Origin of the sequence: Photobacterium halotolerans DSM 18316, assembly GCF_000425165.1 — a bacterium.
In the GTDB taxonomy this organism is placed as follows: domain Bacteria; phylum Pseudomonadota; class Gammaproteobacteria; order Enterobacterales; family Vibrionaceae; genus Photobacterium; species Photobacterium halotolerans.
Genome location: NZ_AULG01000014.1, coordinates 1 through 22,047, shown reverse-complemented (window position 1 = coordinate 22,047; position 22,047 = coordinate 1). Strand labels below are relative to the sequence as shown.

Genomic DNA, 22,047 nt, shown 5'->3' with positions numbered 1-22,047 from the left:
TTCCTTAGTCTGAATACACATCGAGGAACGGAATCAGGCTTTCCTGTCCGGTGTTTGCTGTTGTGAAAACCACAGCAGTCACCTGGCCGACCGTGGAACTGTAACCGGAAACCTGGGTGTTTGTCACAATGCTTTCCTCTGCGTTTTCAATTAGCTGCACCAGCTTCTCACTTAACGAAGAAAAATATTGTGCGGTAATGTCCGGCAGAAGCCGCTTCAGGGTTTTCAAGCCGTCTTCATAACGGGCAATCCCTTCCACAATCACGGTGCGGTGCTCGTATTCCGCCTGCAGTTTAATAAAGGCGAGATAATCGGCTATCACACCGACAAAATTGTCGATGTATTGACTGAACGACTGAGCAACAGCGTCCCAGTCCATACTACGGATATATTCAATACTGTTGCCTGTGCCGTGATAGCGCACACCACCCAGTAAAAAGGCCGGCGGCAGGAATTCGTCCGGCGTGAACAAGGCATCGAGAATATGCCCCTGCGGATGGCACAATGGCGCCAGGCTGTGGATCAGCGGCACGTAGTGATCGACTGTGTCTGCGTCGCGTTGAATCCAATCCAGTGCTGACACAAAACATTCGCCAAACACTTTATGCTGATGTTCGGTGGCGAAATATGTGGCGCTGAACTGGCTTTCAAACCGCACCAGTGATTCGAAATCCGGATCAGAGAAAGTTTCCGACAGCAAAACGCCCCAGTCGTTGCGCACGCCACTGCGTTCCTGCCAGAACGGCACGCGATTGCCTGCCACGACTGAGCAATAGCTGAATACATCCGGATACGGATTTTCGACGCTATTTTCCGGCAGGTTATTGTAAGGCTGAAACGGATCCTGTGATTCCTGAATATTGAAGAGACACAGGGTTTCTTCCAACCCGCTGACCACGGCCCGCCCGGACGCATCCAGAGTGCCGCTGCCCAGCTCCGCCCCACCTTCATCGGTGACAGTAAAAGGCGCATTTGCCAACGGGGATCCCGTTGGGTATCGGCAACTCAGGGTGACATCAAACGTTGCGGCTTCGTCTGGCGGTACCTCGACACTGGCTTGGGATACGCCAGACAGGCACATGGTATTGGCTTTGTTCATGGTCATCATGTCGGACAAGCGGGCAACCCCTTCGCCTTCGATTTTGACCGTTGCAGAGGCAGTGACAAAAGCCGCTTCTCCCTGAATCACACCAGAGACTATGCCCTTCTTGTCTCCGCCTTCATCGCCGGTACTGGTCGAGAATTTGCTGGGTTTGATGGCGATACTGTTACCACCGTCCATGGTCACCGTCGTCGTACCTTCCACCAGATCGGCCGATTTGGCTTCATTGGAATAGGGAATCGGCACAACGGGCGGCCCGCACTGCGTCATACAAACATCCGGAATATCGGCGTTTGCTACACCCTCCGAGCCTTGGTGGACAATACTCAACCCATCTGCACTTACTGTTACCGGCATTACCCGTCCTCATTTCATCAATAATTAGCCCATTTTATCAACAAGATAGGATTGCTTTCTCACTGGAATCTCAGTGAATAAGACGGATATGACTGTCGATTTAACGGTTTACCCCGAAGTGAGAACCGGATTCCGTTTCTGTCCTGATAATTCGCGGCTGCTTTTCTGACCTTGATTATCTGGTCTTGTGCTCTTTTCTCAGAGCGAAGGCGTGCCAAAGCACAACAGGATTTTCCAGAACTGAAACCAATGATGCAGTTCTTAATTCTGCTGTTATGACAATCAAGTAGCGTGATTTTCTGAACACATATGTAACAATGGGCTAGTCTTGTTTGTAAGTAAGCTCTGTCAGGGAAGGCGAGGCCTATGTTGTTATGTCACCACTCATTTTTAATCATTGACGATAGCAATACGTCTATCGCACTGACGCGCTCTATGCTGACTAATGCCGGTGTGTCCAACTCAAACATTCAGACCACCACAGACAGCCTGAAAGCGCTCCGCATGCTGCGAACTAACCAGTACGACGTGGTGCTTTGCGATTACAACATGCAGCACCATATTGATGGCGGACTGATTTTCGATGAGATCAAACATAACCACCTGTTATCACCCAGCAGCGTATTTATCTGTGTGACCGGCGATAACAGCCAGCAAGTCGTGACCCATTTTCTGGAGCTGGAACCCGATGATTATCTGATTAAGCCGTTTCGGTTTGCTGACTTCATTTCAAGGATCGAATACGTACTGGAGCGAAAAACGGCATTGAAGGTATTACTGGCTGCTATTGATGAAAAGCGGTACGAACAAGCCCTGCATCTCGCCTCGTCAATGACGCAGGACTTTCCCAAATATAAAGGCTACATCACACGTATTCAGGGTGACTGCCTGTTACGGTTACAGCGTCATTTGGAAGCAGAAGCCTTTTATGCAAAGGCCTGTGCGGAAACACAGCATATCTGGCCCATGATAGGCTTCGGTAATGCACTACAGGGCTTAGGTAAGCTGAAGCAGGCTGAAGACATTTTCCATGAAATACTGGCAAAACACCCGCATCATCCTAAAGCCCGCCAGGGATTAGCTAACTGCCTGATCAGACAAGACGAACTACCGCAAGCTTTACAACATTTTCTGATGCTTCATAAAATCAATCCGGCTAACCCGATCCGGGAGCTGATTATTGCCAACCTGTACGCACAGCAGCAGGACCATAATAAAGCCGCAACCGGCTATCAGCGTTACACTCAAAAAGTAGCAGACACCAGCCAGTACAGTTACGGCGTGGAAGTGAATGCCGCCATCTCGCTGCTGTTAGCCAGCATCTATTCCCGTGATGCCAAACACACGACACAGCTTATCGATGACGCACGTAATGCGCTTGTTCAGCTTAATCAGAAGGCCGCGAAAGAAGATAAACGGCTTGAAAATCACCCCAGCTTACTGGTTGGTCTGGCGATTCTCGCCTGTATGCGCGGGGAGATTCAAAATTGCTACAGTATCGCCAATCAAATTGAGATGGATAATGTAGAAACAAATGACTTTTACACTGCGCTGAATCTGGCACGTATGTATGGATTTTGTGGTATGCCGGACATGTATGAAGCGGCCATGGTCAAAGCGCGCAAAATCTGCGGTCAGACAGAAGACGAAGGGCTGATGCTCAGTCAGATTGAACTGCTGAACGGCTTTCAGGATGAAATTTACCAAAGGTTGAAACTGGGGGGTGCGCTGGTTAGAAAAGCGCAGTCACTCCGGCAACAAAATCTTGCCAATAAAGCGCTTAAACACGCTTATCGTGCTTTTTTCATTGTGCCGTTTCACCATGAACTGTGTTTTTTAATTCTGGAACTCACTGCACTGGCCACCCCTGCCGGATTAGAGCATGATGAGGTCAATGAGATTCTGAAATCCTGTTACTGGCTTTACTGTAATGATAAGCGCCCGACTGAACAGCAGAAAAAACGCGCGCTGGATCTTTACCGGCTGGCGACCATGCGAGTGGCGTAATCATTGCTATCGACACCCAAAATGACCGTGAGCTGTTCAAACATTCGCAGAAACCTCACAATTCAGCGCTGATGACCGTCTATGCCAGTAGACAGTCTGATAAAGGCTGTGTCTGAATACACGCTTTAGCAGCCAGAGGTAAACATGCGAGTATTGGCAATCTGGGCAATCTGGGCGATCAGGGGCTATCAGCGCTACCTTTCCCCACACAAAGGATTTCGGTGCGCACATGCGGCGTTTCACGGAGGACAGAGTTGTTCCGGGGCAGTCATCACGATTTTGGCAACCAGCCACTGGACATCAATCGCGAAAGAGATTTCCCAGCAATTCAAAGCATGTAAAGCCGCGTCGTTACAATTACAGGCCAACAGATCCCGTCGCAAACGCCGGCGCAAAGATGACGACATTGATTGGTGTGACCCGATAGCCTGGTCTTGTTTATGTTGGTCATGTTAAATGCAATAAAACAGAGTTAAACCTGCGTTCTTTGTCAGAGTAAATGATTCAAAAAGTAGGCCCGACAACTCCGCCGGGCTTCAATTATTTCTTCGTTAGAACAAAATCACATGACCGGATTATCAATCCGGCGCCAGAAACAGACTTTTTGATTACTGCGCTGATCCACCAGCCAGGTATAGCTGCAGTTATCATCGTAACTGTAGCGCCCGGTCTGAACCTGATATGGTCCAAAACTGGTGCCTTGCATCGACTGAAAGCGCCCCTGATACAGCAGTGAAAAATGCAGATGTGGTCCGGTTGACGAACCGCCTTCACACAAAGCGGTCGAGCGATTGTTGGCGTAAGTACCCAACTTGGTATTTTTGGTGACCCACTGACCGTTGGATACCTGAACGCCATCCATGTGGTAGTAATTGGTTGCCCAGCCATTCTGATTGGTTACCCGCACCTGGCAGCGTGATAATACTGTGGCATAACCGTCGTGAGCGGCGGTGACACTGTACGTCGCTCCGCCCCAGGCCGGCCAGTCGTACGACACATCAATGGAAGAAAGCGGAAAGCCGGATCCACTGTGCGCATGGGGTCCGTTCGGCACCCAGCTGTATCCCTGAAACCAGGGCATCTGCATAAAACCGGCAGGAGGAGCAAGCGTGCTGACTGCACGCGATTGTGCACGGCTCTGGCGCGTTGGCGCCGACTCACCAAACCAGGCCACATAGTGTTGCGACCACTCTGCTGCGCGCTGCGGATCATTCAGTGTGCTGAGAACCGCCAGTGTCGCTGCATTGGTCGGTAACACTGTGTCGTCAGCCTCGTAACGGTAAAAATATTGCGAGAGATGATTAGCGACGCGTTTAATCGCCTCTTTAAGCCGCATATCTTGCGCCTGATTAAAATCCGCGTCCGGTTGCCAGTCTTCCGTTAACAGGACAGTGACCAGTATCACTCTGGGATCGACACCCGTCGCGCCACTCCAGTGCATCAGGGTTTCTTGCAAAGAGAGCCAGTTCGGGGCAGTACTGTCAAAAAACATCTGATCATCAAAGGGAGCCTGATAGGGCCTGAACACAAAGTCTGCGTCAGACACCAGAGGCTGTACGTCCCTGCCCTGATCAATGATGTGTTGAGAGACCGGTGAACTGGGCACAGCTGGATAAAGGTCATGAGCCAGCGCGACAGAACTGGCAATGAAAGGGAGAGCCACTAACGCTATCGATTTTTTCATCACTATTTTCTCCAATTGCTTATATGCAATGTGGAGTTTGGCAGGCGACGTTGATTTCAGAAAAATAATCTGTTGATTTGCGAGTTAGTAGAAGATTGAATGTAAATATTTGTAATTGACAGACAATACAATTTAACTCTTCGCAATATCTGGACGTAACTTCCGGCTGGACAACCGCGACTGGAGCAGCGCGTACAAGCGCATGACCATTCGCAGTGCCCTTCTAATGTGCCAGCCTCACTGGCACTTACAGACGCTCTTCAGCCAGGAAGCGCTTGAAGAAATCCGACAAATCGATTTTCGCCAGATCCTTGAACTCACCGGCATCGTAAAAACGGCCTTTACAGGTCGGGCAGCTTTCAAACCAGATATGAGGCTGTTTCGGGTCAACCAGTCTCAGCAACTTATTGCTTGGGCAGACAGGGCATTCGATCTGATCGATACCGTTAAATGTCTTACCGATCCCGGCATCCCCGATATCGACAGCATCGGCCAGCGGCTTCATTTTTTCGATTTCATACGCGTCCAGCCATAAACCTTTGCAAGCGGTACAGCGCTCAATATCACCCAGCGGGGTAGTAATATGCTCAAACTTCGAATGACACTTAGGACATTGCATTCGAGACTCCTTTTATTATTGTCTTTAAATTCAGCTGCATACTACATTCATGCCGCCATTGAATCATAGACAATTTGTTTTATATCCTTCTTTTTTGTGATTCTCATGGAAATGTCACCGGTTTCGAGCGCTAACGGCATGATGCTTGTCCGGCAGATGCAAAAAAAAGCCGCTCAGGGCGAGCGGCTTTAGTTTCAGTTTCCCTGCCGGGACTGGAGAATGTGCTGCAAAGCATCCGTCACCAACTGATGATCCTCTTCCTGAGGCAAGCCCGATACCGTCACCGCGCCCACTAACCCGCAACCTTTAATACGTAGTGGAAAAGAGCCGCCATGCGCGCAGTAATCCCGCGCATCTATATGGGGCTGGCTTTCAAACTCACGCTGTTTGCGGGCGTTATACTGTCCAAGGTAATAAGAGCTTTTACCAAACCGCAGCACGCTGTTGCGTTTGCGGCGAATCCAGTCCTGATGATCCGGATTTGTCTCTGGCATCGCATAGCTGAACAGGGTCTGGCCAAACGCGTACACTTCGATCGCGACACAGACCTGCTTTGCTTCTGCATTGGCTTTTAGCAACGAGCCCAGCGCCCAGGCGGTATCGTGATTAAACTGCTCAAGCTGCAAGTCCGCTTCCTGCTGCGCCAAAGCGTCCAGTGTCAGGTTCATGCATCCACCTTCATGGTTTGCCCCAACCGGCTGCTTTCCATTGCCAGCTGAATCAGCCTGATATTCAGCAACGCTTCCTCTGCCGACACCGGGTTCGGAGAGCCTAAACGAATCGCGTCTGCAACACCGGCAAAATAATGCTGATAACCGCCAAGCTCTGTGGCAATCACCTGCGAGCCTTCTTCCTGATGCAGCTGGCCATAGTTGGCTGCGTCCTCTGCTGCCCATTCTGGCTGCTCGGGTTTTACGCCGGCTTTGAGGTAATCTTCTTGTGGGTCCAGGCCATATTTCTCGTATTTACCCAGTGAACCCAGCACTTTAAAGCGCAAATTCGGCTCAGGACTGTACAGGTTGGAATGCAGCTGGACCAGATGATCAGGGTACTGAAGGATCAGGTTGTAGTAATCGATGGTTTTCGCACCCGGCCGCATGGCCATACACTGGGCCGTCAGGGCCTGAGGCTTGCCGAACAGTGCCAGCGCCTGATCCAGCAGGTGCGGCGCCAGATCAAACAAAATACCGCCACCGTCTTCGGCCATTTCACGCCAGCGCTGACGTACTACAGGACGAAAACGATCAAAATGCGATTCAAAGTACTTCACCTCTCCCAGCCTGCCCTCTTCCACCAGCTTTTTCACTGTCAGGAAGTCGCCATCCCAGCGTCGATTGTGGAAGACACTCAGTACCAGCCCTTTTTCTTCGGCTAACGCAATCAGTGCTTCGCCGTCTTCCACTTTGGTGACAAAAGGTTTTTCGACGATGACGTGTTTGCCGTTTTCCAGCGCCAGTTTCGCCAGACGAAAGTGAACGTCGTTGGGCGCCGTGATGATCACCAGTTCAGCATCACTCTCGATCAGCAGGGCATCGGCATCACTGAAACAGGTCACGGCAGGATAATCGGCGGCAACAGCTGCTTTCTGACTGCTGCTGATAGCGGTCAGCTCCAGCTCATCCATCGCCGCAATGAAAGGCAGGTGAAAGGTTTTTGCAGAAAAACCGTAGCCAATGACTGCTGTTTTTACAGGAGAATATCGCATATCAAAGCTGTCCTTGTGTTGTGGAAGCCACGATCACTTGAATATCGTGGCTGTCAAAGAGTTCGGCGTAAGTGTTTGTAAGCGGTTGGTCTGTGATTAATACATCAATGCCATCCAGGCCGCAGACGTGATGAAAATTATTCTGGCCCAGCTTGTGCTGTTCACACACCACAACCACCTGCTGCGCCTGCGCCATCATGGCTTTTTTGAGCGAAGCTTCCTGCTCGTTATTGGTCGACAAGCCATGCTCTGATAAAGCACAGACGCCGATAAAGGCTTTGTTTACCCGATAGTCAGCCAGCTGCTTTTCAGCCTGATGGCCTAACACAGCGCGGTGGAATGCATCAAATTTGCCGCCCAGCAAATGCACGGCAACATAAGGGTTGTCCGCCAGTTGCTGCAGGATATCGACAGAGTTAGTAATGACAGTAGCAGGCCGGTGAATGTATCGCGCCATTAATGTCAGTGTGGTGCTGGTATCCAGCAACAGATGATCATCCGTATCTATCAGCTGTGCCGCGCACTGGGCCAGCTGTTGCTTGGTTTCACTGATCACTTTACCAGAGTAGGGCTCAAGACGGGCCGATACCGAGGCTCTGACCGCGCCGCCACGAATACGCTGGATTCCCGGCTGCTGAGTAAGCTTCACCAGATCACGGCGGGCAGAATCGCGCGAGACGGTAAATTGCTCGCAGATATCATTGAGGGTCACCTTACCTTGCTGTTCTATCTGCGAAGTCAGATGAATTAGGCGTTCTTCCTGAGTCATACACTCAAAACCACTTAAGTAATTTTAAGTCATTCTGACAGAGACGAATGTAAATGCCAATCAAATACTGTATTGAGTCATGAGTCACGGCTCATTTTATCTGTATTCTGTCTCCTACGTTTCGTCTGTATTCATCCGGTGTAACTCCCATCAGACGACGAAACATAGCGATAAAGGCTGACGCACTCGCGTAACCCAGATCGTGCGCAATATTTTCTACTTTCTCACCAACTTCCAGCAAAGGCATCGCCCGGACAACCCGTAATCGTTGCCGCCACTCCGACAAAGATATCCCTAAATCGCGCTGCGCACGGCGCATCAGTGTGCGCTCCGTGGTATGAACCCGCTTTGCCAACTCAGCCAGCGAAGCGTTACAGCCTGGCGCAGATTCCAGCCAACTCAGCACTTTGCTCAACAGAGGATCCGCCGAAGTCGGCAGATAGCTGCCCAGCGTAGTTGCCCCGTAAAGCTGATCCACCAGCACGGCCAGAAACCGGCTCTGAGCTTCTGAATAAGGAAACACTGTGCTGGATAGCCTGAGATGGTCCAGCATCGCTTTCACCAGCGTACTGACCTCAAGCGCACAGGTCGTCTCAGGCATCCGGCGGCATAAATCCGCGTCAATATACAGCGAGCAATGCGTCGTTTCATAACGGTTCAGCCCCTGGTGTTCTACATCTGGCGGCAACCATAATCCGTACTGAGAAGGCACTAAATATTGTCGGCTGCCGATTTTCACTTCCATAATGCCACTGAAAGAATAGACAAACTCTCCCCAGGGGTGGCGATGCAAAGGATAAGCTGCATCCGCCGGCATGCAGGCGGTACGAAATACGACAGGCGCAGGCAGTGCCGTGCTGTAGGGGGGAATATGAAGCTGCTTACCGGGAAGGCTCATTGTGCATTCTGTCGTTTCATCGTTATCGGTTGTCATATCTTAGCTATATCCAATATTCACGACAACGCATAATGTTAACAAGATGTCACAACCTGTTGGGAGCTAGATATGAGTGAACGCAAATCTGTCGATATCACCGCATTGAGCATTATGGTGGTATTTTGCTTTGTCATGGGGCTTCAACAGATATTTCTTAAAGCAACAGGTGAGGACATAGCGCCTATCCTGCAGATTGGCATCCGCTCAGGTATTGCCGCAATTCTGGTCTGTTTATACGTCGTTCTCCGTCGCAAACGCCTGTTTTTTGCCGACGGTAACTGGAAACCAGGTATTATCGTAGGCATTCTGTTCGCGCTGGAGTACCTGTTTCTCGGCGAAGCACTTCGCTACACCTCAGCGTCTCATGCCGTCGTGTTTCTCTACACTTCGCCTGTTTTCAGCGCGCTGATGCTGCACTTTCTGATTGATTCGGAACGGCTGTCCAAAACACAGTGGACTGGTATCCTGCTGGCATTTGGCGGCATTGCCGTCGCGTTTCTTCTTCACTCAGAAGACAATTCCGCAATCACTCAACCGGATCAGCTGTGGGGCGATTTTCTCGCCTTATTGGGCGGCATGGCGTGGGCGGCAACAACCGTGCTGATTCGCAGCACCAGACTGGCACGGATATCCTCGGAACAGACTTTGCTGTATCAGTTAGTCATAGCGTCCATCGTTCTTATCACAGCAGCAGTTTTGATGGACCAATTCCATATCAACCCAACACCGCTTGCCATTGCCAGTGTGGCTTTCCAGACGCTGATCATTTCCTTTGCTGGCCTGCTACTGTGGTTCTGGATGCTGAACACTTATATTGCTTCACGGTTGGGCGTGTTGTCTTTCATGACGCCACTTTACGGTGTTGTTCTCGGTGCCTGGCTACTGGATGAAGCCATCGAACCCGGTTTCGTTTACGGTGCCACCATGGTGATTACCGGCATTGTATTGGTGAGCGGACACAGTTGGATAAAACAATGGCTGGCAGGAAAGCTGCTGAAAAACGAAGTGCCTTTTAACAAATGATGAGCAGGAAAAAAGGTTCAGGAAAGCTCTTCCTGAACCTTATTGATGGCTAATGAAACTTACGCATTCGACATGGCCAGCCGGGCGGCAAAGCCGATAAACAGTGTCCCCATCAACGCATTCCCTATCTTCTGCATGCCTTTGCTGGCGCGCACCAATTGGGTGATGTAAGCGCCCGCAATAATCAGCACGCTGAGAAAAATCAGGCTGATGATTTCAAGTACCGCCGCCAGAATAAGAAATGGCACCCCAGGGCTGGCGTAACTCATATCAATAAACTGCACAAAGAAAGACACATAAAACAAAATGGCCTTGGGATTAGTCAGGCTGAGTATCAGTGCTTTGCGAAACACCTTCTTGCCCTGTAACGCCGGAGAAATCTCTGCCGATTCGCGGGACTGAAAAGCGCTGTATACAATCTTTCCGCCCAGAAACAGCAGATAAATAGCACCGAGATACCGCACCAGAGTAAACAAAATCGGCGTTGTCTGAATCAGGGTAGCAACACCGGCATAGGCACAGAAAATTAACACAGCATCGCCAATAAACACGCCCGTTGCCGCCAGATACCCTTGCCTGATCCCCTGCCCCATACCGGTTTTCAGCACAAACAGAGAGTTAGGTCCGGGCAGCAGCACAATAAAGATGGCGCCGACCACATAGGCCCAAAAATTCAACACCCCGTATTCCGCAAACATCGCCACTCCCTCTTAACCACTTCAGACCATACTGATATACAGCAATATATACGTTTCAGTATTGTATGCAATCAGAGCATAAAATCGCGCATATCTTAAACAGGGCAGCCACTTTCATGGGCTATAGCCAGTGTTGCCAAATAGGATTATCAACCAGCAACCAGATGGCTACGACCATCAGCGACGCGAAGTAAATATAGCCTTGTACTTTCTGATTTTTGCTGTCGCCCGCCAGTTTGGCTAACAAACCGCCGGCCCAGATCCACACCAGATGCATGGAGATATTGAGGATGGCCAGCCACACCACTAACACCCACACCGACTGTTCGCCGTATTCCTGATAGGCTTTTTCTGAAAACAGAGAAAACATCAGTAAGACCAGCAGCCAGCCTTTGCTGTTGAGTAATTGAATGATCACGCCATCGTAAAACCCTAAGCGCTTTTGCTGCCCGTTGTGCTTGAGCAGGCTGGTTTTCAGAAAACCCGCCGCCAGATAAATAATATAGACGGCTCCCGCGCACTGAAGTAACTGCAGCGCCAGCGGATACTCTTGAATGAGCGCGCCCAGCCCCAGCCCAATCAATAACGACTTAATCAAAAACACTGTGTCTATCCCCAGCAGCAATGGCAGAGACCGCCGGACCCCGACACTGGCACCAGAGGCGGCAAACACGATATTCGCCGGCCCCGGACTGAACACTAATGGAAACATGACACCCAACCACAATAATAAGAAACTCATCCGTTTATCTCCGCTTAATTCAACACATCTGTTTCAAGTAACCTCAGGCTACGGGGATAGGTTAAACATCGGGCAAAGTGGCTTCTTGTATGAAATTGCAATCGCTATACGTGTGTGGAGTAATGTCTGGGAGGCACGCCAAAAGCGCGTTTAAAGTTGCGGGTGAAATGGCTTTGATCAAAGAAACCGCAGTGGAGCGCCGTCTCAACACAGCTGTGGCCCTCCAGTAACAGTGTTTTGGCTTTCTGCACCTTTGTCAGCAGCAAAAACTGGTGCGGCGTCAGCCCGTAGTGGGATTTAAATGCCCGGATGAGTTTAAATTTGGTCAGACCACTCACGGTTTCCAGCTCATCCAGAGTCACGTTTTCCTGCCAGTTATCATGCAGGTAATCCCGGATAACGCCCGTATGCTTCTGAGCATTCCCAACCCTGTCAGCGTCACGCCCGGCATTGCCGTATTGAGAAAACAAGGATTCAAGCGCCACAGTCAGCAAGGACTGTTTGGTCAGCTCAAGACTGGTTGCTTCGAACGCCACATGCAGTTGAAGCAGCAAATCAAACAGGGCAGGATTGTTGATCACAGAGCGGTCGATGACAGGATCGACGGATTTCTCGCTGCCAGCAAAATGCTGTTCGATCATCTCCGGGGCAAAGTAAAACATCCGGTATCGCCACCCGTGCTCACTGCCCGCAAAACCCGTATGCACTTCTGAAGGATTAATCGCCACGATGTGACGCTGAGGCACCACAATGTTACTACCCCGGTAAAATAACCCTTCCGCACCTTCCTCTATCACACCAATGGCCAGTTCTTCATGCCAGTGACGGGAGAATTCAAACTGAGTAAAGGAGGCGGACAGCAGTTCGATGCCGGAAAATCGCGCTGGCCGCCAAAGTGTAGAAAATTCCCTGTTTCCTGCTCTCAATTCAGTCTCCTGCTATGTCTGTTCAACCATCAGGCTTGCGCAACAGGCGACATAATCACACTCGCAGGATCAGATTACAACGACCGGCCATCAAAATGCGTCACCGGAATCGCATCCAGATCGATATCGTCAAGACAACGGATATTGATGGCGGCCATGGCATTGCCCTGTGGGTCACTCCCTTCCCCATAAGGATGAATGCCGCACGTCGGGCAAAACCTGTGCTTAATCGCGTGCTGGTTAAAGGTGTAAGTGCTTGCTGCGCTGTCTTGCGACATCAGCTTTAATTCACTGCGGGGCACAAACCACAATAACGAACCTTTTCGCTGACAGATAGAGCAGTTACAAGCCAGTGCTTCCTGAATATCGCCTTCCACCTCAAAAGCGACATTGCCGCAGTGGCAGCTTCCCTGGTATTTCATAGTCTTTCTCCCGTCGATTTCATTTCATGCCAGTTTGACCGCAACAGCTGTTTTCAATCGGTATGAGTATAGCTGGCTGAAATACGGGATGACTCAAATTGCTTTTCCATCCAGAGCGAGCTGATGTATTCACCCTGCTTTTTGGCATAGTTATGAAAAACACCAACCTCGCGAAAGCCAAATTTCTGATGCAGCGCCACCGATGCTTCGTTCGGCAAAGCAATGCCAGATAAGGCACAGTGCACCGGCTGAGTCGCTAAAGCATCAAGTAAGGTTTTCATTAATGCGCTTCCCATACCGTGACCCTTCGCATCGGGGTGAAGATAGATGGTGACTTCAACGGTTTCTGCGAAAGCAACGCTAGGTCGGTACGGCTGGCTACAGACAAACCCCATCACCTGATGGTTTTCGAGGGCAACGAAAAGCTGATGCAGAGAGTCGGGACGGAATTGCGTAAACCAGTCATTGCGATTACCCAGCGTCATCGGCTCGGTTTCAAATCTGGCGTTCGTGTGCTCAATGTAATGATTAAAAATAGCTGTGATAGCCGGGATGTGGGCGAAAGTACCGGGGAGTATGTTCATGTGATGTATTTTTATTTATTTTTTTAAGATTCCGCATTTTAAAAGATTAAGCGCAAAGGTGCGATGGGCGTCGTCGTCTCACTTTACCTGCTGAAAAACCAATGGTGTTTAAATTTTCAATAGTATTCTCCCTTCGGTAAAGTTTGAATGGTGTCAGTATTAATCAATTAAAAACTGTATAGCCCCAGTAAAGCTAAAACTATACAGCAATTTAAGTTTTTAATTATTACTCACCAGACCAATCCTCTAACAATTTCTCTCTTGCAGGATTTATCACCTTCAGATCAGTTTGGTTAGATTCAATCCAAAGCATATGCCTCGAAAAATCATGTGTTTTAATATGATTATTATTGAGTAGCTTTGTTTCCTTGTTTTTCTTTGCCTCATGAGATAACTCAGATTGTTTGTTGGTCTTAATTTGCTCTTTTGCCAACTCAACAAGCTTATTATCTCCAGTTTTAATCCATCTTTTTGGAATTATATCTTCTCCTGGCTTAGGATCTCTCAAAACAATAGTAGATGATTCTATACTCTCTAGCCCAGAACTTTCAGCCCCTGATAGGTTGAGACAAATTTCTACGTTATTGCACCTTACAGTTTCATAACCTACTGCAGGCATCAGACCATTTACTGACTGACCTAGTGCATTTTTATATTTAAGTTCGACATCAATTCCATAAATATCGATATCTTGATCGATGTCATAGGCACCAAAATTATGAGGTGTATATGTTCCTGTGACCCATTGTCGCAATTCATGCTGGCTAAGTTTTTCAAAATCATTAATAATTGATTCTATAAATTTTGTTGCTTCATCAAATTCATATTGAGTAGGTTTAAAAATATATTTACCTGACTCCAGAACTATTTTACCTATTCGGTAGAGTGATTTAATTTCCTCTATCGATAATGAAGATCTAGGAAGATTTCCATATCTTTGACCTTGCATTCGTATCTTAGCACTGACAGGGATTTTGTTCTTTTCTGAATAACGATAATCATCGAAAACTTTAGTGTCGACACATGGTGTTGTTACCAATGCTCGAATTTCCAAATCAGAATCCCAATCAAACCCATCAACATAAAACCCTAAGAATTCTTTATTTGTTTCGGGTTGAAAATAACCAACTGAATTCTTGTTTACCAATGAAGAATTGTATGGTGATAACTTATTCTGCTTGATCCAAAAAAAGACTTTTGGTGAATCAAAAATCTTGGGGTATTTAATTTTGTTACCTTTAGATGGGTTTTTATCCTCTAAAAAACCCTCTTCGTAAAATAAGTGATCTCCAACCACTGTTTTATTGTTAATTTTATATTCCCTGTCAGGATTCAGACTTAATGTAAATTCGGACGCGTCTTCTTCATCATCCCAAAAACCACCATCTAAATCCCGATACTGTACCAACTTATCAACATCATCATTTCCTGGAATTGATAAACTATACGTGTAGCTCATAGTAAAATCGACGCCCGTGGAGTTACTTCCACTTTTACCAAAGAGAGATTTTAATGTCGGATGATTGTACCAGGCAATTGGCCGTGTACCCTGGACTTTATATGCACCAAAATAAAAACTTGGATAAATAAATGTACCGAATATTCTCTTACCGTCTTTAAATTCTATTAATTTTTTCTCATATTCTGTCAGCTCATTCTCGAAAATCTCTCTGACATACTGCGTATTCTCTGATGCGACTGTATCAAAAATGTCTCCACTATCCCACCAACTAATAGCTGATGCTTTCGCAGTAATAGGTAAGTGAATAATTTGCTCTTCATCTAATGCTTTATTTAGCTTCTCATTCTTTTCATCAACAATTACCAAAATCCGAATGTTATCATAAGGAGATAGTTTAAATGATCTTTCCAATTGATAAAAGTCGTTGAAATTCTTCCATTTTTTATCCCCTGGCTTTCTCGCAGAGATCACAACTTCTTTAAATATATCATTCGTCAGATCTGTTGGTAATTTAACAGTAAACATATCAACAAGACTATCAACTGATTCACTGCCAATACAATGAACTGGGAAATATTTATGATAACTGCTCGACAGTTGTTTCACTTCATCAATCTTTTTCTCATCACCAAAAATAAAATTCTCAAGAGAAGTGACGTAGTATCCTGCTTTTGCAATCAATGCATCAAATGTATCAAATACCATTTCGCCATCATAGTTCACGACATCCAGCCAGTATTCATCCAGATTTAAACTCTCATCGAATATATTGTCAATATCCCATTGATCGGCAAGAATAAATTTATCAATATAACCTTTCATATTGAATTTTTTCTCTATCGATTCTTTATTTTCTGGATTCAAGTGGATTTCCAGCTGGTATCTCTTGAGTAACCTGACGAGCCCATTCAGTGCCAAGGCTCTCTTCAGATAACTTTTCAAGAATGGAATATTGACTTCACCAAAGGCATTAGTAGCAATCATTTTTTGTGAAAGTGTTGCATCAACTTCACCAAGACTTTTAATCGCATTTTTAAAGGTATTCTCATCCTTGAATAGCTTTTCATATGCGAAATCAGCGACAGTAGAAACAACTTGTCCGGCTGCGATTAAAACACCAGCGCTCGCCATCGCAACCGGAAATGCTGCTGAGAATGCAAGCATAGTCGCATCTACAGTACTACTCGTCGTTTCCCTTAAAGCGTCATTTAGATCTAACTCTGACTTAATCATTTCCTTTCTGGATTTTTCCAGTACAGATAATCCAACTCTGCTGACAGGATAATCATAGATTGCATTAAAGTTTAGTTTTATCTCAACTCTTCTATTTCTCTTACGATTTTCTTCTGAGTCATTAGGAAATAGGTTATTTGATTCACCATACCCTTTTTCCCAAATAAATATTTCCCATATTCTTTTTTTATCATCTGCGATTGAATCAATAATCGCATCTTTTACCGCGCGAGCTCTCAATGTCGATAAATTTAAGTTATAAGATTCACTTCCTCTATCACAGGTAAAGCCAGCGATTTCAATCGGTATTGGATCGGGTAAATTTTCTATCAAACTTGCAAGTTTTTTCAATCCGCTGCTAACATTTGGATCGATTGTATTCAAACTGGCTCTATCAAACTCAAACCAAGTACTTGCCAATTTCAGTGACAAATCGCCCAATACCTCATTCACTGAAATGAAATTTTCATCTCCACCAATTTGGCGTAATTGTGCGTGAATATCTTCCAATATTTTTTGATTTTCTTTTACTTGCTCTGTATCAAGTAAAACTATTGGCTTCGCTTGGTTCGCTGTCGGAGATTGTATCTTATTAATATAAAAACCAGATTTTAAATTAAACTCCTGGTCTTTAATATCAGACTTTTCAAACTTTTCATAAGTATCATGCAAATTATAAACTGCCTGACCGACTGCCATAATATCACCGCCAACTTTCAGCGGTTTGGCTAATAAATCAGAACATGAAGTCATTCTATCATTTGCAGCCTTTAAGAAATTTTGAAGCTTCTCCGGGACAGGGATGATATTTATTTCATCGAGCCGATCACCAAATCGATCTTTTAGCCACTTTATTGTGACAGGCTCATTGGCAAACGCTTCAGAAAACTTTCTTATTCTTGCATCGGCGGAAGTTTTCAGTGCATCACCAGATGCTGCATCAATAAATGTGTTTATTGACTCACCAATTCCCGCAATTGCAATTGCATTGTTAAAGAATTCATTATCTTTACCATCCGAAATTTTTCCAATCAAACCAACTGTTGAAAAAACAACTTTAGACTTGGCGTTCCAAGAAGATTCGGTTGTAAAGCTTCCCACAACACTTTGAAAAACTCCTTTCGATGTATTAAATACATTCTTTAAAAACTCTTGATAGTTTTTACTGATTTCATTTTTATTATTTTCCAATTTATCTTCACTAATACTTAATTTTTTTATTAGCTCAGTGAAATATTCAGGCGAATGATTTATCAGAGCTTCTTCAACACTGATTGGGTCACCATTTATCAAAGCACTTTTACCAAGCGCTGTTTTAATTGGTAAGTCAAAAACTTTTTCTTTTAAAGAATATCCTTTTTTTAAACTATGATCCAATTTCTTTAACGTATCTTGGTCGAAAGTTTCGAAACTAATATCAAATCTTGCATAAGAGCTTGATACAGCATCAATATTATATTCATTTTCTATCCAAAATGTTGCTGTATAGCTCTTTATTAGTTTTCCATCTGAATTCCTATTTTCAACTAATTTTATGATAGAAACAGGTTCTCGACTCTCTGAATCAACATCACCTGAAACTTTTATTGTTACAGGGATGTCCTTCATTGTTACTCTGGCTCCAACTAAGCTTTCATCTGAAAAAGTGACTACAACAGTGTAAAATTGCGGTACTTCAATAATTCTTATTTTTTCATTTTTTAGTGAGTCATACCAAGAGTTATAGGACTTGTGAACCTCATTGTCAGCATCTTCATATTTATCAAGCAACTGATCTTTTGATGTACCTACATCGAGAAATTTTGTCTCAGTGCTAAAGGAATGTGTCTCATTTAACTTATTCAAAGATTCTGTCAAGTCTTCCAGCCAGCTTTCCCCTTTATTAAGATTATATAAAGGTACCAATTGGCTCGGAAACCACTTGAATTTTACTGTGTAATCTTTGCTATAATTTTTATCAGTCGTGGGTATTGATACAATTGACAACTCATAACTATCAAAACTCGCATTTAAGTATGATAATTTCCCAACTTCATCTGTCGATGCAATAGGAAATTTTGCGTCCACTTTTTGTACGTTATTGCCTTCTCCATTAACTTTTTCTTCTATTAAAGTTTCAGAGTCTGGTAATATTAATGTTTCAAAAGGTAACGGTTTGAACTTTGCATTTTTACATACTTCTCCCTTTCTATTATATAACCGTCCCATTAAATAAAAACCAGACTGTATCTTTTTTTCTATAGCCATTGACGTAACCTTTATTAATATAATAAATCAATCCAAGTATCTTCATATCTTTCTTTTGAAGGCAATTCAGGAAAATAATCCGCAATATTTAGGCCTTCAAATGATTCCTGTGCGCTTATCGGAAGATACAAATCATCATAAACAATGATTTCATATTCATCGCCAAATTTATATTTATACTTTATTTTAGCTAAAGGCGTATCTTCCGAATCATTAATTATTCTATATATTTCACCATCCTGCATCCCCCACTTACCTAATTCAATCACACGAAAACCTAAACTTTTACCTACTATCTTCTTAGGATCGTTTGATTCATAGACATTGTACTCAAGATTATTGCTATCATAACTACAAGTAAAAAGGCTAGAATTCACTCCAAATGTTCCACCATATTTACATTCATCAGCAAGATAGCTACCTCGTTCAGGGTTTTTAAATCCTGGCATGTCGTAAATTATCTGTTCACCGCTCCCTTGTATGGAATTTACGAAATCATTATCATTGTAAATGTTTGAAATGGCTTTTGTTTCATCTTTCACCAAGAAAAACTTACTGTTAGCATCTTCAAAATCATCCCCATAAATATCTTTTATATATTTTATTTCTTTTGATGAAAGTGTTAGATATGCTTTTCCATCACCGTTATTTATAATTGCAATTTTCCCATCGTCCATCCATGATTCGACATAACATCGACCTGAAGCAAAGCTCTGCCCCTTTCTTTGATCCATATCATAAAGGGTGCAACCAAAGCCTTTTTCATTTGATGTTGAAATGATATATCTTCCATCTGGAGAGCGATTAGGGCCTGTAAAATAACCCAATGGCCAAATACTCGCACCAAAATCCTCATGAGTTGCAACGAGTTTAACGTCTTTCCCGTCTATTCCCATTGAATAAAGCTTATAATAAAAATCCCCAGACTTTCTGGCCTTGAATAATACTCTTGGAATCTCATACTCTTCATCCCATACCTCATACTCGATATCTTCCGGTATACTTACGTTTATTTTCCATGCAATAATGTCAGCTCTTGTTTTCCAACGTTCTATTTCAATCGCTTCAACAATTACATCCAACTGCTCCTGATAATCCTTTTCATAAGCTATTTTCTCTTTAATCATTTTCCACGCTGGGTAGGCGATTGCACCAACGCAAAGTGCACCCAAGCTATAAGCCAGAAATTTTTTCTTCATGATATATTCCTAAAAATTTGTTGCGTTCAGCCAAAGATTTCTGAGTTCTTCAATTTTCTTTGCTTCTTCGAAGGACTCGTCAACCATCTCAGCATGTTCAATTTCTTCACATTCGTCTTGATCGTTTGCCAGTTCTTCAAACGGCATTTCCGTAAAAATGAATTCAGCACCATGCGGATCTTTGGGATTTGCAATAAAGAGTGTGAAACTTCCTTCTTTTGGCAAGCCCGTGAACAAAGCCTGACGCCAGCGAGAGATTTCACTATCACCGCTCTTCTCCATTAACACCGATTGCTTCCAGTCGCTGTTTTCATCTTTCAAAACCGCGTAAATCGGCGGAATTTCACCGAAAACAGCAGAAGCCAGGCCCACTTCAACTTTGACAAGGAAACCGTCATTTTTACCGTCCACATACGCGACAGGTGTATTTGAAGATGCATACTGATCAAATACGGCGCACTGCTGAGTCAGCCAGGCCATATCGTCTTCAGTGACCTGATGGAGTTTGGCAGACTGAATATCAGCGGTGTGTTCCTGGGGCTCAAACGCCTGGCTATTTGAATACACAGACAGTTCATCCAGTGGTGTTGCAGCAGCATCCAGTTTTGCTGGATCATTTTCCAGTGCTTCTATTTGCTGGTATGTCTTTTGTTTCGGTGAAAACATGAGTTTGACACCACTCTCACCGGCCTGAACTTCACCGGCAATTTTGTAAGGTACCCAAAATTGCGGCAGGTCGAACCCATCCGCTTCACGGTATTCAATAACAGGCTGTTCTTTCTGTCTTTCCTGCTGATCTCTGACACGGTAATATTCGCTATCAATATCTTTGTAATAGCCAAACTCTGTGACTTGCAGCTCGCGCCAGAGTTTACCTTTCCAGAAGACATACAAATAACCGCCTTTTAATTCCGCGGCTTTTTCTTTGTCTTTGCTGCTGTCCAGATAGGCCAGTGCACGAACCGGGATCAAAACCGTTTCCCATTCATCCATGTCCGCCTCTTTTTCTACCGGCATCAAATTGTCGGCCAGCAAGAAAGTCAGCGGCTGAGGTAATCCCTGTAAGGGCACGACCATATAGAGTTTTTTGGCTTCATTCTCGAGGGCTTTAAAGGTGGCCAGCGTTCTGTGACCTGTTTTCACATCGGCTATCGGCCGGGTTATTTTCTGATCCTGCATCTCGGTTTTAGCAAGCTGAAAATACGCCCGGCTTCCCTGCCACTGTCCCGCCAGCTCTACCACCAGTTTGTGCTCTGGTACGGGCTCGGTAGGTTGGTTGACCACATTGCGGGGCAACGGGGTGATGTCTTCCAGCGGCGTATAATTCGCCTTTACATATCTCACTTTTTTCATTTACTTTTTCTCGTTTTTCTTCGCTTTGGCGAAACTGAACCACGTTAGGCTTGAAGGAAAACAACAGCGAGAAGCTAAGCGCTTACCAGCGGCCAACATGAGTGAACCAGGAATAGTGTCCGGGCATGAAAACATCGGACCTTGTTTAATGGTGTGTGAGAAGGTGTATCGGCTATCGGGTGGCTGAATCAGCCCACAATGGCAGTACATCATGATGACGCTCTCCGCAGCGAGTGTGCGCTTATTCGTGCTGTCGGCCACGGTGCGATAACAGACCAACGAATAAGCCCGGCACGGCTCTTTTTTCATCTCTGTTCAGTACATGAACACACTGGGTACGGTCATCAAGACGTACAGCGCAAAACCCTATCAGATTGAATGCCCTAATCAACTGATTTAATAACCTCACTCACGTAAGAATGTCACTTTGTGGTATTGAGCCAAAAAATAATTTCTGTTCCTGCTCATTGCGTTACCGTTTTAAGTGACTGCCGTGTTCGGCTCTGACAGGGTGAACGTCATCATCGCCCGGCTGTCATTGGCGCCGAACAGGAACATACTGCGCACCCGCTGGCTGTCGGTGTGGTGCAGCGCTAGTGCCAGGGTGGCAAACAATGAAGCTTCGCCTAAATACCCCCACAGGCTGTGACTGAGCACGAGCTGTTCGGGGTTAGTCAGCCGTTCACCTTTGGCACCAATGGCAAAACCGTATTCTTCATTTTGAGATCTCAGGTTGGTCATATCACTGAACAGCAAGCCAAAGTCAGCCACGGCTTTGCTTTGTTTGCGCAGGGCACTTGACATCAACTGCTCGCCCGCACCCTGCTCGCAGTGCCAGCTGTCCAGCCTGGCCTGTGGCGTTAATTTCAATGCTTCGACCAGGCTGCGCGATGCCAGCACGGCCCCTGCTGCGCCCTCGCTGGCAATCACTCCCCAGGGGTGCTGAGCCGTCTGCAACAGATTACGCTGTGAAAGTGC

At 45.7% G+C, this 22,047-nt stretch carries 18 protein-coding genes and 1 pseudogene; 3 read left to right on the top strand and 16 right to left on the bottom strand.

The features are described from left to right. Window positions 1–4: 4 nt before the first annotated feature. Complete coding sequence (locus tag H511_RS0102330; protein ID WP_027250862.1) at window positions 5–1,459, bottom strand: DUF4150 domain-containing protein; 1,455 nt, start codon at window positions 1,457–1,459, stop codon at window positions 5–7. Between the two features lie 366 nt (window positions 1,460–1,825). Here H511_RS0102330 and H511_RS0102325 point away from each other — a divergent pair, with 366 nt between their 5' ends. Together H511_RS0102325 and yidD are read left to right on the top strand one after the other, a co-directional pair. Next, entirely contained in the window at window positions 1,826–3,466 is a 1,641-nt protein-coding gene (locus tag H511_RS0102325) for a tetratricopeptide repeat-containing response regulator (RefSeq protein ID WP_027250861.1), read from the top strand. 144 nt (window positions 3,467–3,610) lie between these two features. Next, window positions 3,611–3,922 carry a membrane protein insertion efficiency factor YidD gene (gene yidD / locus H511_RS25195; RefSeq protein ID WP_211225172.1) on the top strand — a complete coding sequence of 104 codons (312 nt, stop codon included), beginning with the start codon at window positions 3,611–3,613 and terminating at the stop codon, window positions 3,920–3,922. A gap of 106 nt (window positions 3,923–4,028) precedes the next feature. Here the strand turns inward: yidD and H511_RS0102320 are convergent, their stop codons facing one another. The 6 genes from H511_RS0102320 to H511_RS0102295 form a co-directional block, all read right to left on the bottom strand. Beyond that, complete coding sequence (locus H511_RS0102320) at window positions 4,029–5,150, bottom strand: M23 family metallopeptidase (protein ID WP_036758538.1); 1,122 nt, start codon at window positions 5,148–5,150, stop codon at window positions 4,029–4,031. A 247-nt stretch (window positions 5,151–5,397) separates the two neighbouring features. Beyond that, window positions 5,398–5,769 carry a zf-TFIIB domain-containing protein gene (locus tag H511_RS0102315; RefSeq protein WP_027250859.1) on the bottom strand — a complete coding sequence of 124 codons (372 nt, stop codon included), beginning with the start codon at window positions 5,767–5,769 and terminating at the stop codon, window positions 5,398–5,400. A 194-nt stretch (window positions 5,770–5,963) separates the two neighbouring features. Then, window positions 5,964–6,437 carry a heme-degrading domain-containing protein gene (locus H511_RS0102310; RefSeq protein ID WP_027250858.1) on the bottom strand — a complete coding sequence of 158 codons (474 nt, stop codon included), beginning with the start codon at window positions 6,435–6,437 and terminating at the stop codon, window positions 5,964–5,966. Continuing rightward, complete coding sequence (locus H511_RS0102305) at window positions 6,434–7,474, bottom strand: oxidoreductase (RefSeq protein ID WP_027250857.1); 1,041 nt, start codon at window positions 7,472–7,474, stop codon at window positions 6,434–6,436. The genes H511_RS0102310 and H511_RS0102305 overlap by 4 nt, the downstream gene beginning before the upstream one ends. A gap of 1 nt (window position 7,475) precedes the next feature. Then, the gene (locus H511_RS0102300; RefSeq protein WP_027250856.1) at window positions 7,476–8,243 is read right to left on the bottom strand and encodes a DeoR/GlpR family DNA-binding transcription regulator; all 768 of its coding nucleotides are present in this window, start codon (window positions 8,241–8,243) and stop codon (window positions 7,476–7,478) included. 91 nt (window positions 8,244–8,334) lie between these two features. Next, on the bottom strand, window positions 8,335–9,177 hold the full coding sequence (locus H511_RS0102295) for an AraC family transcriptional regulator (RefSeq protein WP_248616560.1): 843 nt from the start codon (window positions 9,175–9,177) through the stop codon (window positions 8,335–8,337). 72 nt (window positions 9,178–9,249) lie between these two features. Here H511_RS0102295 and H511_RS0102290 point away from each other — a divergent pair, with 72 nt between their 5' ends. Further along, window positions 9,250–10,203 carry a DMT family transporter gene (locus tag H511_RS0102290; RefSeq protein WP_027250854.1) on the top strand — a complete coding sequence of 318 codons (954 nt, stop codon included), beginning with the start codon at window positions 9,250–9,252 and terminating at the stop codon, window positions 10,201–10,203. A 59-nt stretch (window positions 10,204–10,262) separates the two neighbouring features. Here H511_RS0102290 and leuE read toward each other — a convergent pair whose 3' ends face one another. The 9 genes and pseudogenes from leuE to H511_RS24760 all read right to left on the bottom strand — a co-directional run. Further along, on the bottom strand, window positions 10,263–10,901 hold the full coding sequence (gene leuE, locus H511_RS0102285; protein ID WP_027250853.1) for a leucine efflux protein LeuE: 639 nt from the start codon (window positions 10,899–10,901) through the stop codon (window positions 10,263–10,265). Between the two features lie 121 nt (window positions 10,902–11,022). Continuing rightward, on the bottom strand, window positions 11,023–11,643 hold the full coding sequence (locus H511_RS0102280) for a LysE family translocator (protein WP_027250852.1): 621 nt from the start codon (window positions 11,641–11,643) through the stop codon (window positions 11,023–11,025). 104 nt (window positions 11,644–11,747) lie between these two features. Continuing rightward, a complete protein-coding gene (locus tag H511_RS0102275; RefSeq protein WP_027250851.1) occupies window positions 11,748–12,569 on the bottom strand; it encodes an AraC family transcriptional regulator in 822 nt (273 codons plus the stop codon). Window positions 12,570–12,643: 74 nt separating this feature from the next. After that, window positions 12,644–12,991: a GFA family protein gene (locus H511_RS0102270; RefSeq protein WP_027250850.1), complete on the bottom strand. Its 348-nt coding sequence runs from the start codon at window positions 12,989–12,991 to the stop codon at window positions 12,644–12,646. Window positions 12,992–13,044: 53 nt separating this feature from the next. Continuing rightward, on the bottom strand, window positions 13,045–13,575 hold the full coding sequence (locus H511_RS0102265; protein WP_027250849.1) for a GNAT family N-acetyltransferase: 531 nt from the start codon (window positions 13,573–13,575) through the stop codon (window positions 13,045–13,047). Between the two features lie 226 nt (window positions 13,576–13,801). Continuing rightward, window positions 13,802–18,517: an OmpA family protein gene (locus H511_RS0102260; protein WP_027250848.1), complete on the bottom strand. Its 4,716-nt coding sequence runs from the start codon at window positions 18,515–18,517 to the stop codon at window positions 13,802–13,804. A gap of 14 nt (window positions 18,518–18,531) precedes the next feature. Next, complete coding sequence (locus H511_RS0102255) at window positions 18,532–19,716, bottom strand: TolB-like translocation protein (protein ID WP_027250847.1); 1,185 nt, start codon at window positions 19,714–19,716, stop codon at window positions 18,532–18,534. Window positions 19,717–19,725: 9 nt separating this feature from the next. Continuing rightward, complete coding sequence (locus H511_RS22275; protein WP_051287722.1) at window positions 19,726–21,069, bottom strand: hypothetical protein; 1,344 nt, start codon at window positions 21,067–21,069, stop codon at window positions 19,726–19,728. 480 nt (window positions 21,070–21,549) lie between these two features. After that, window positions 21,550–22,047, bottom strand: a pseudogene (locus tag H511_RS24760) (hypothetical protein); the annotation flags it as partial.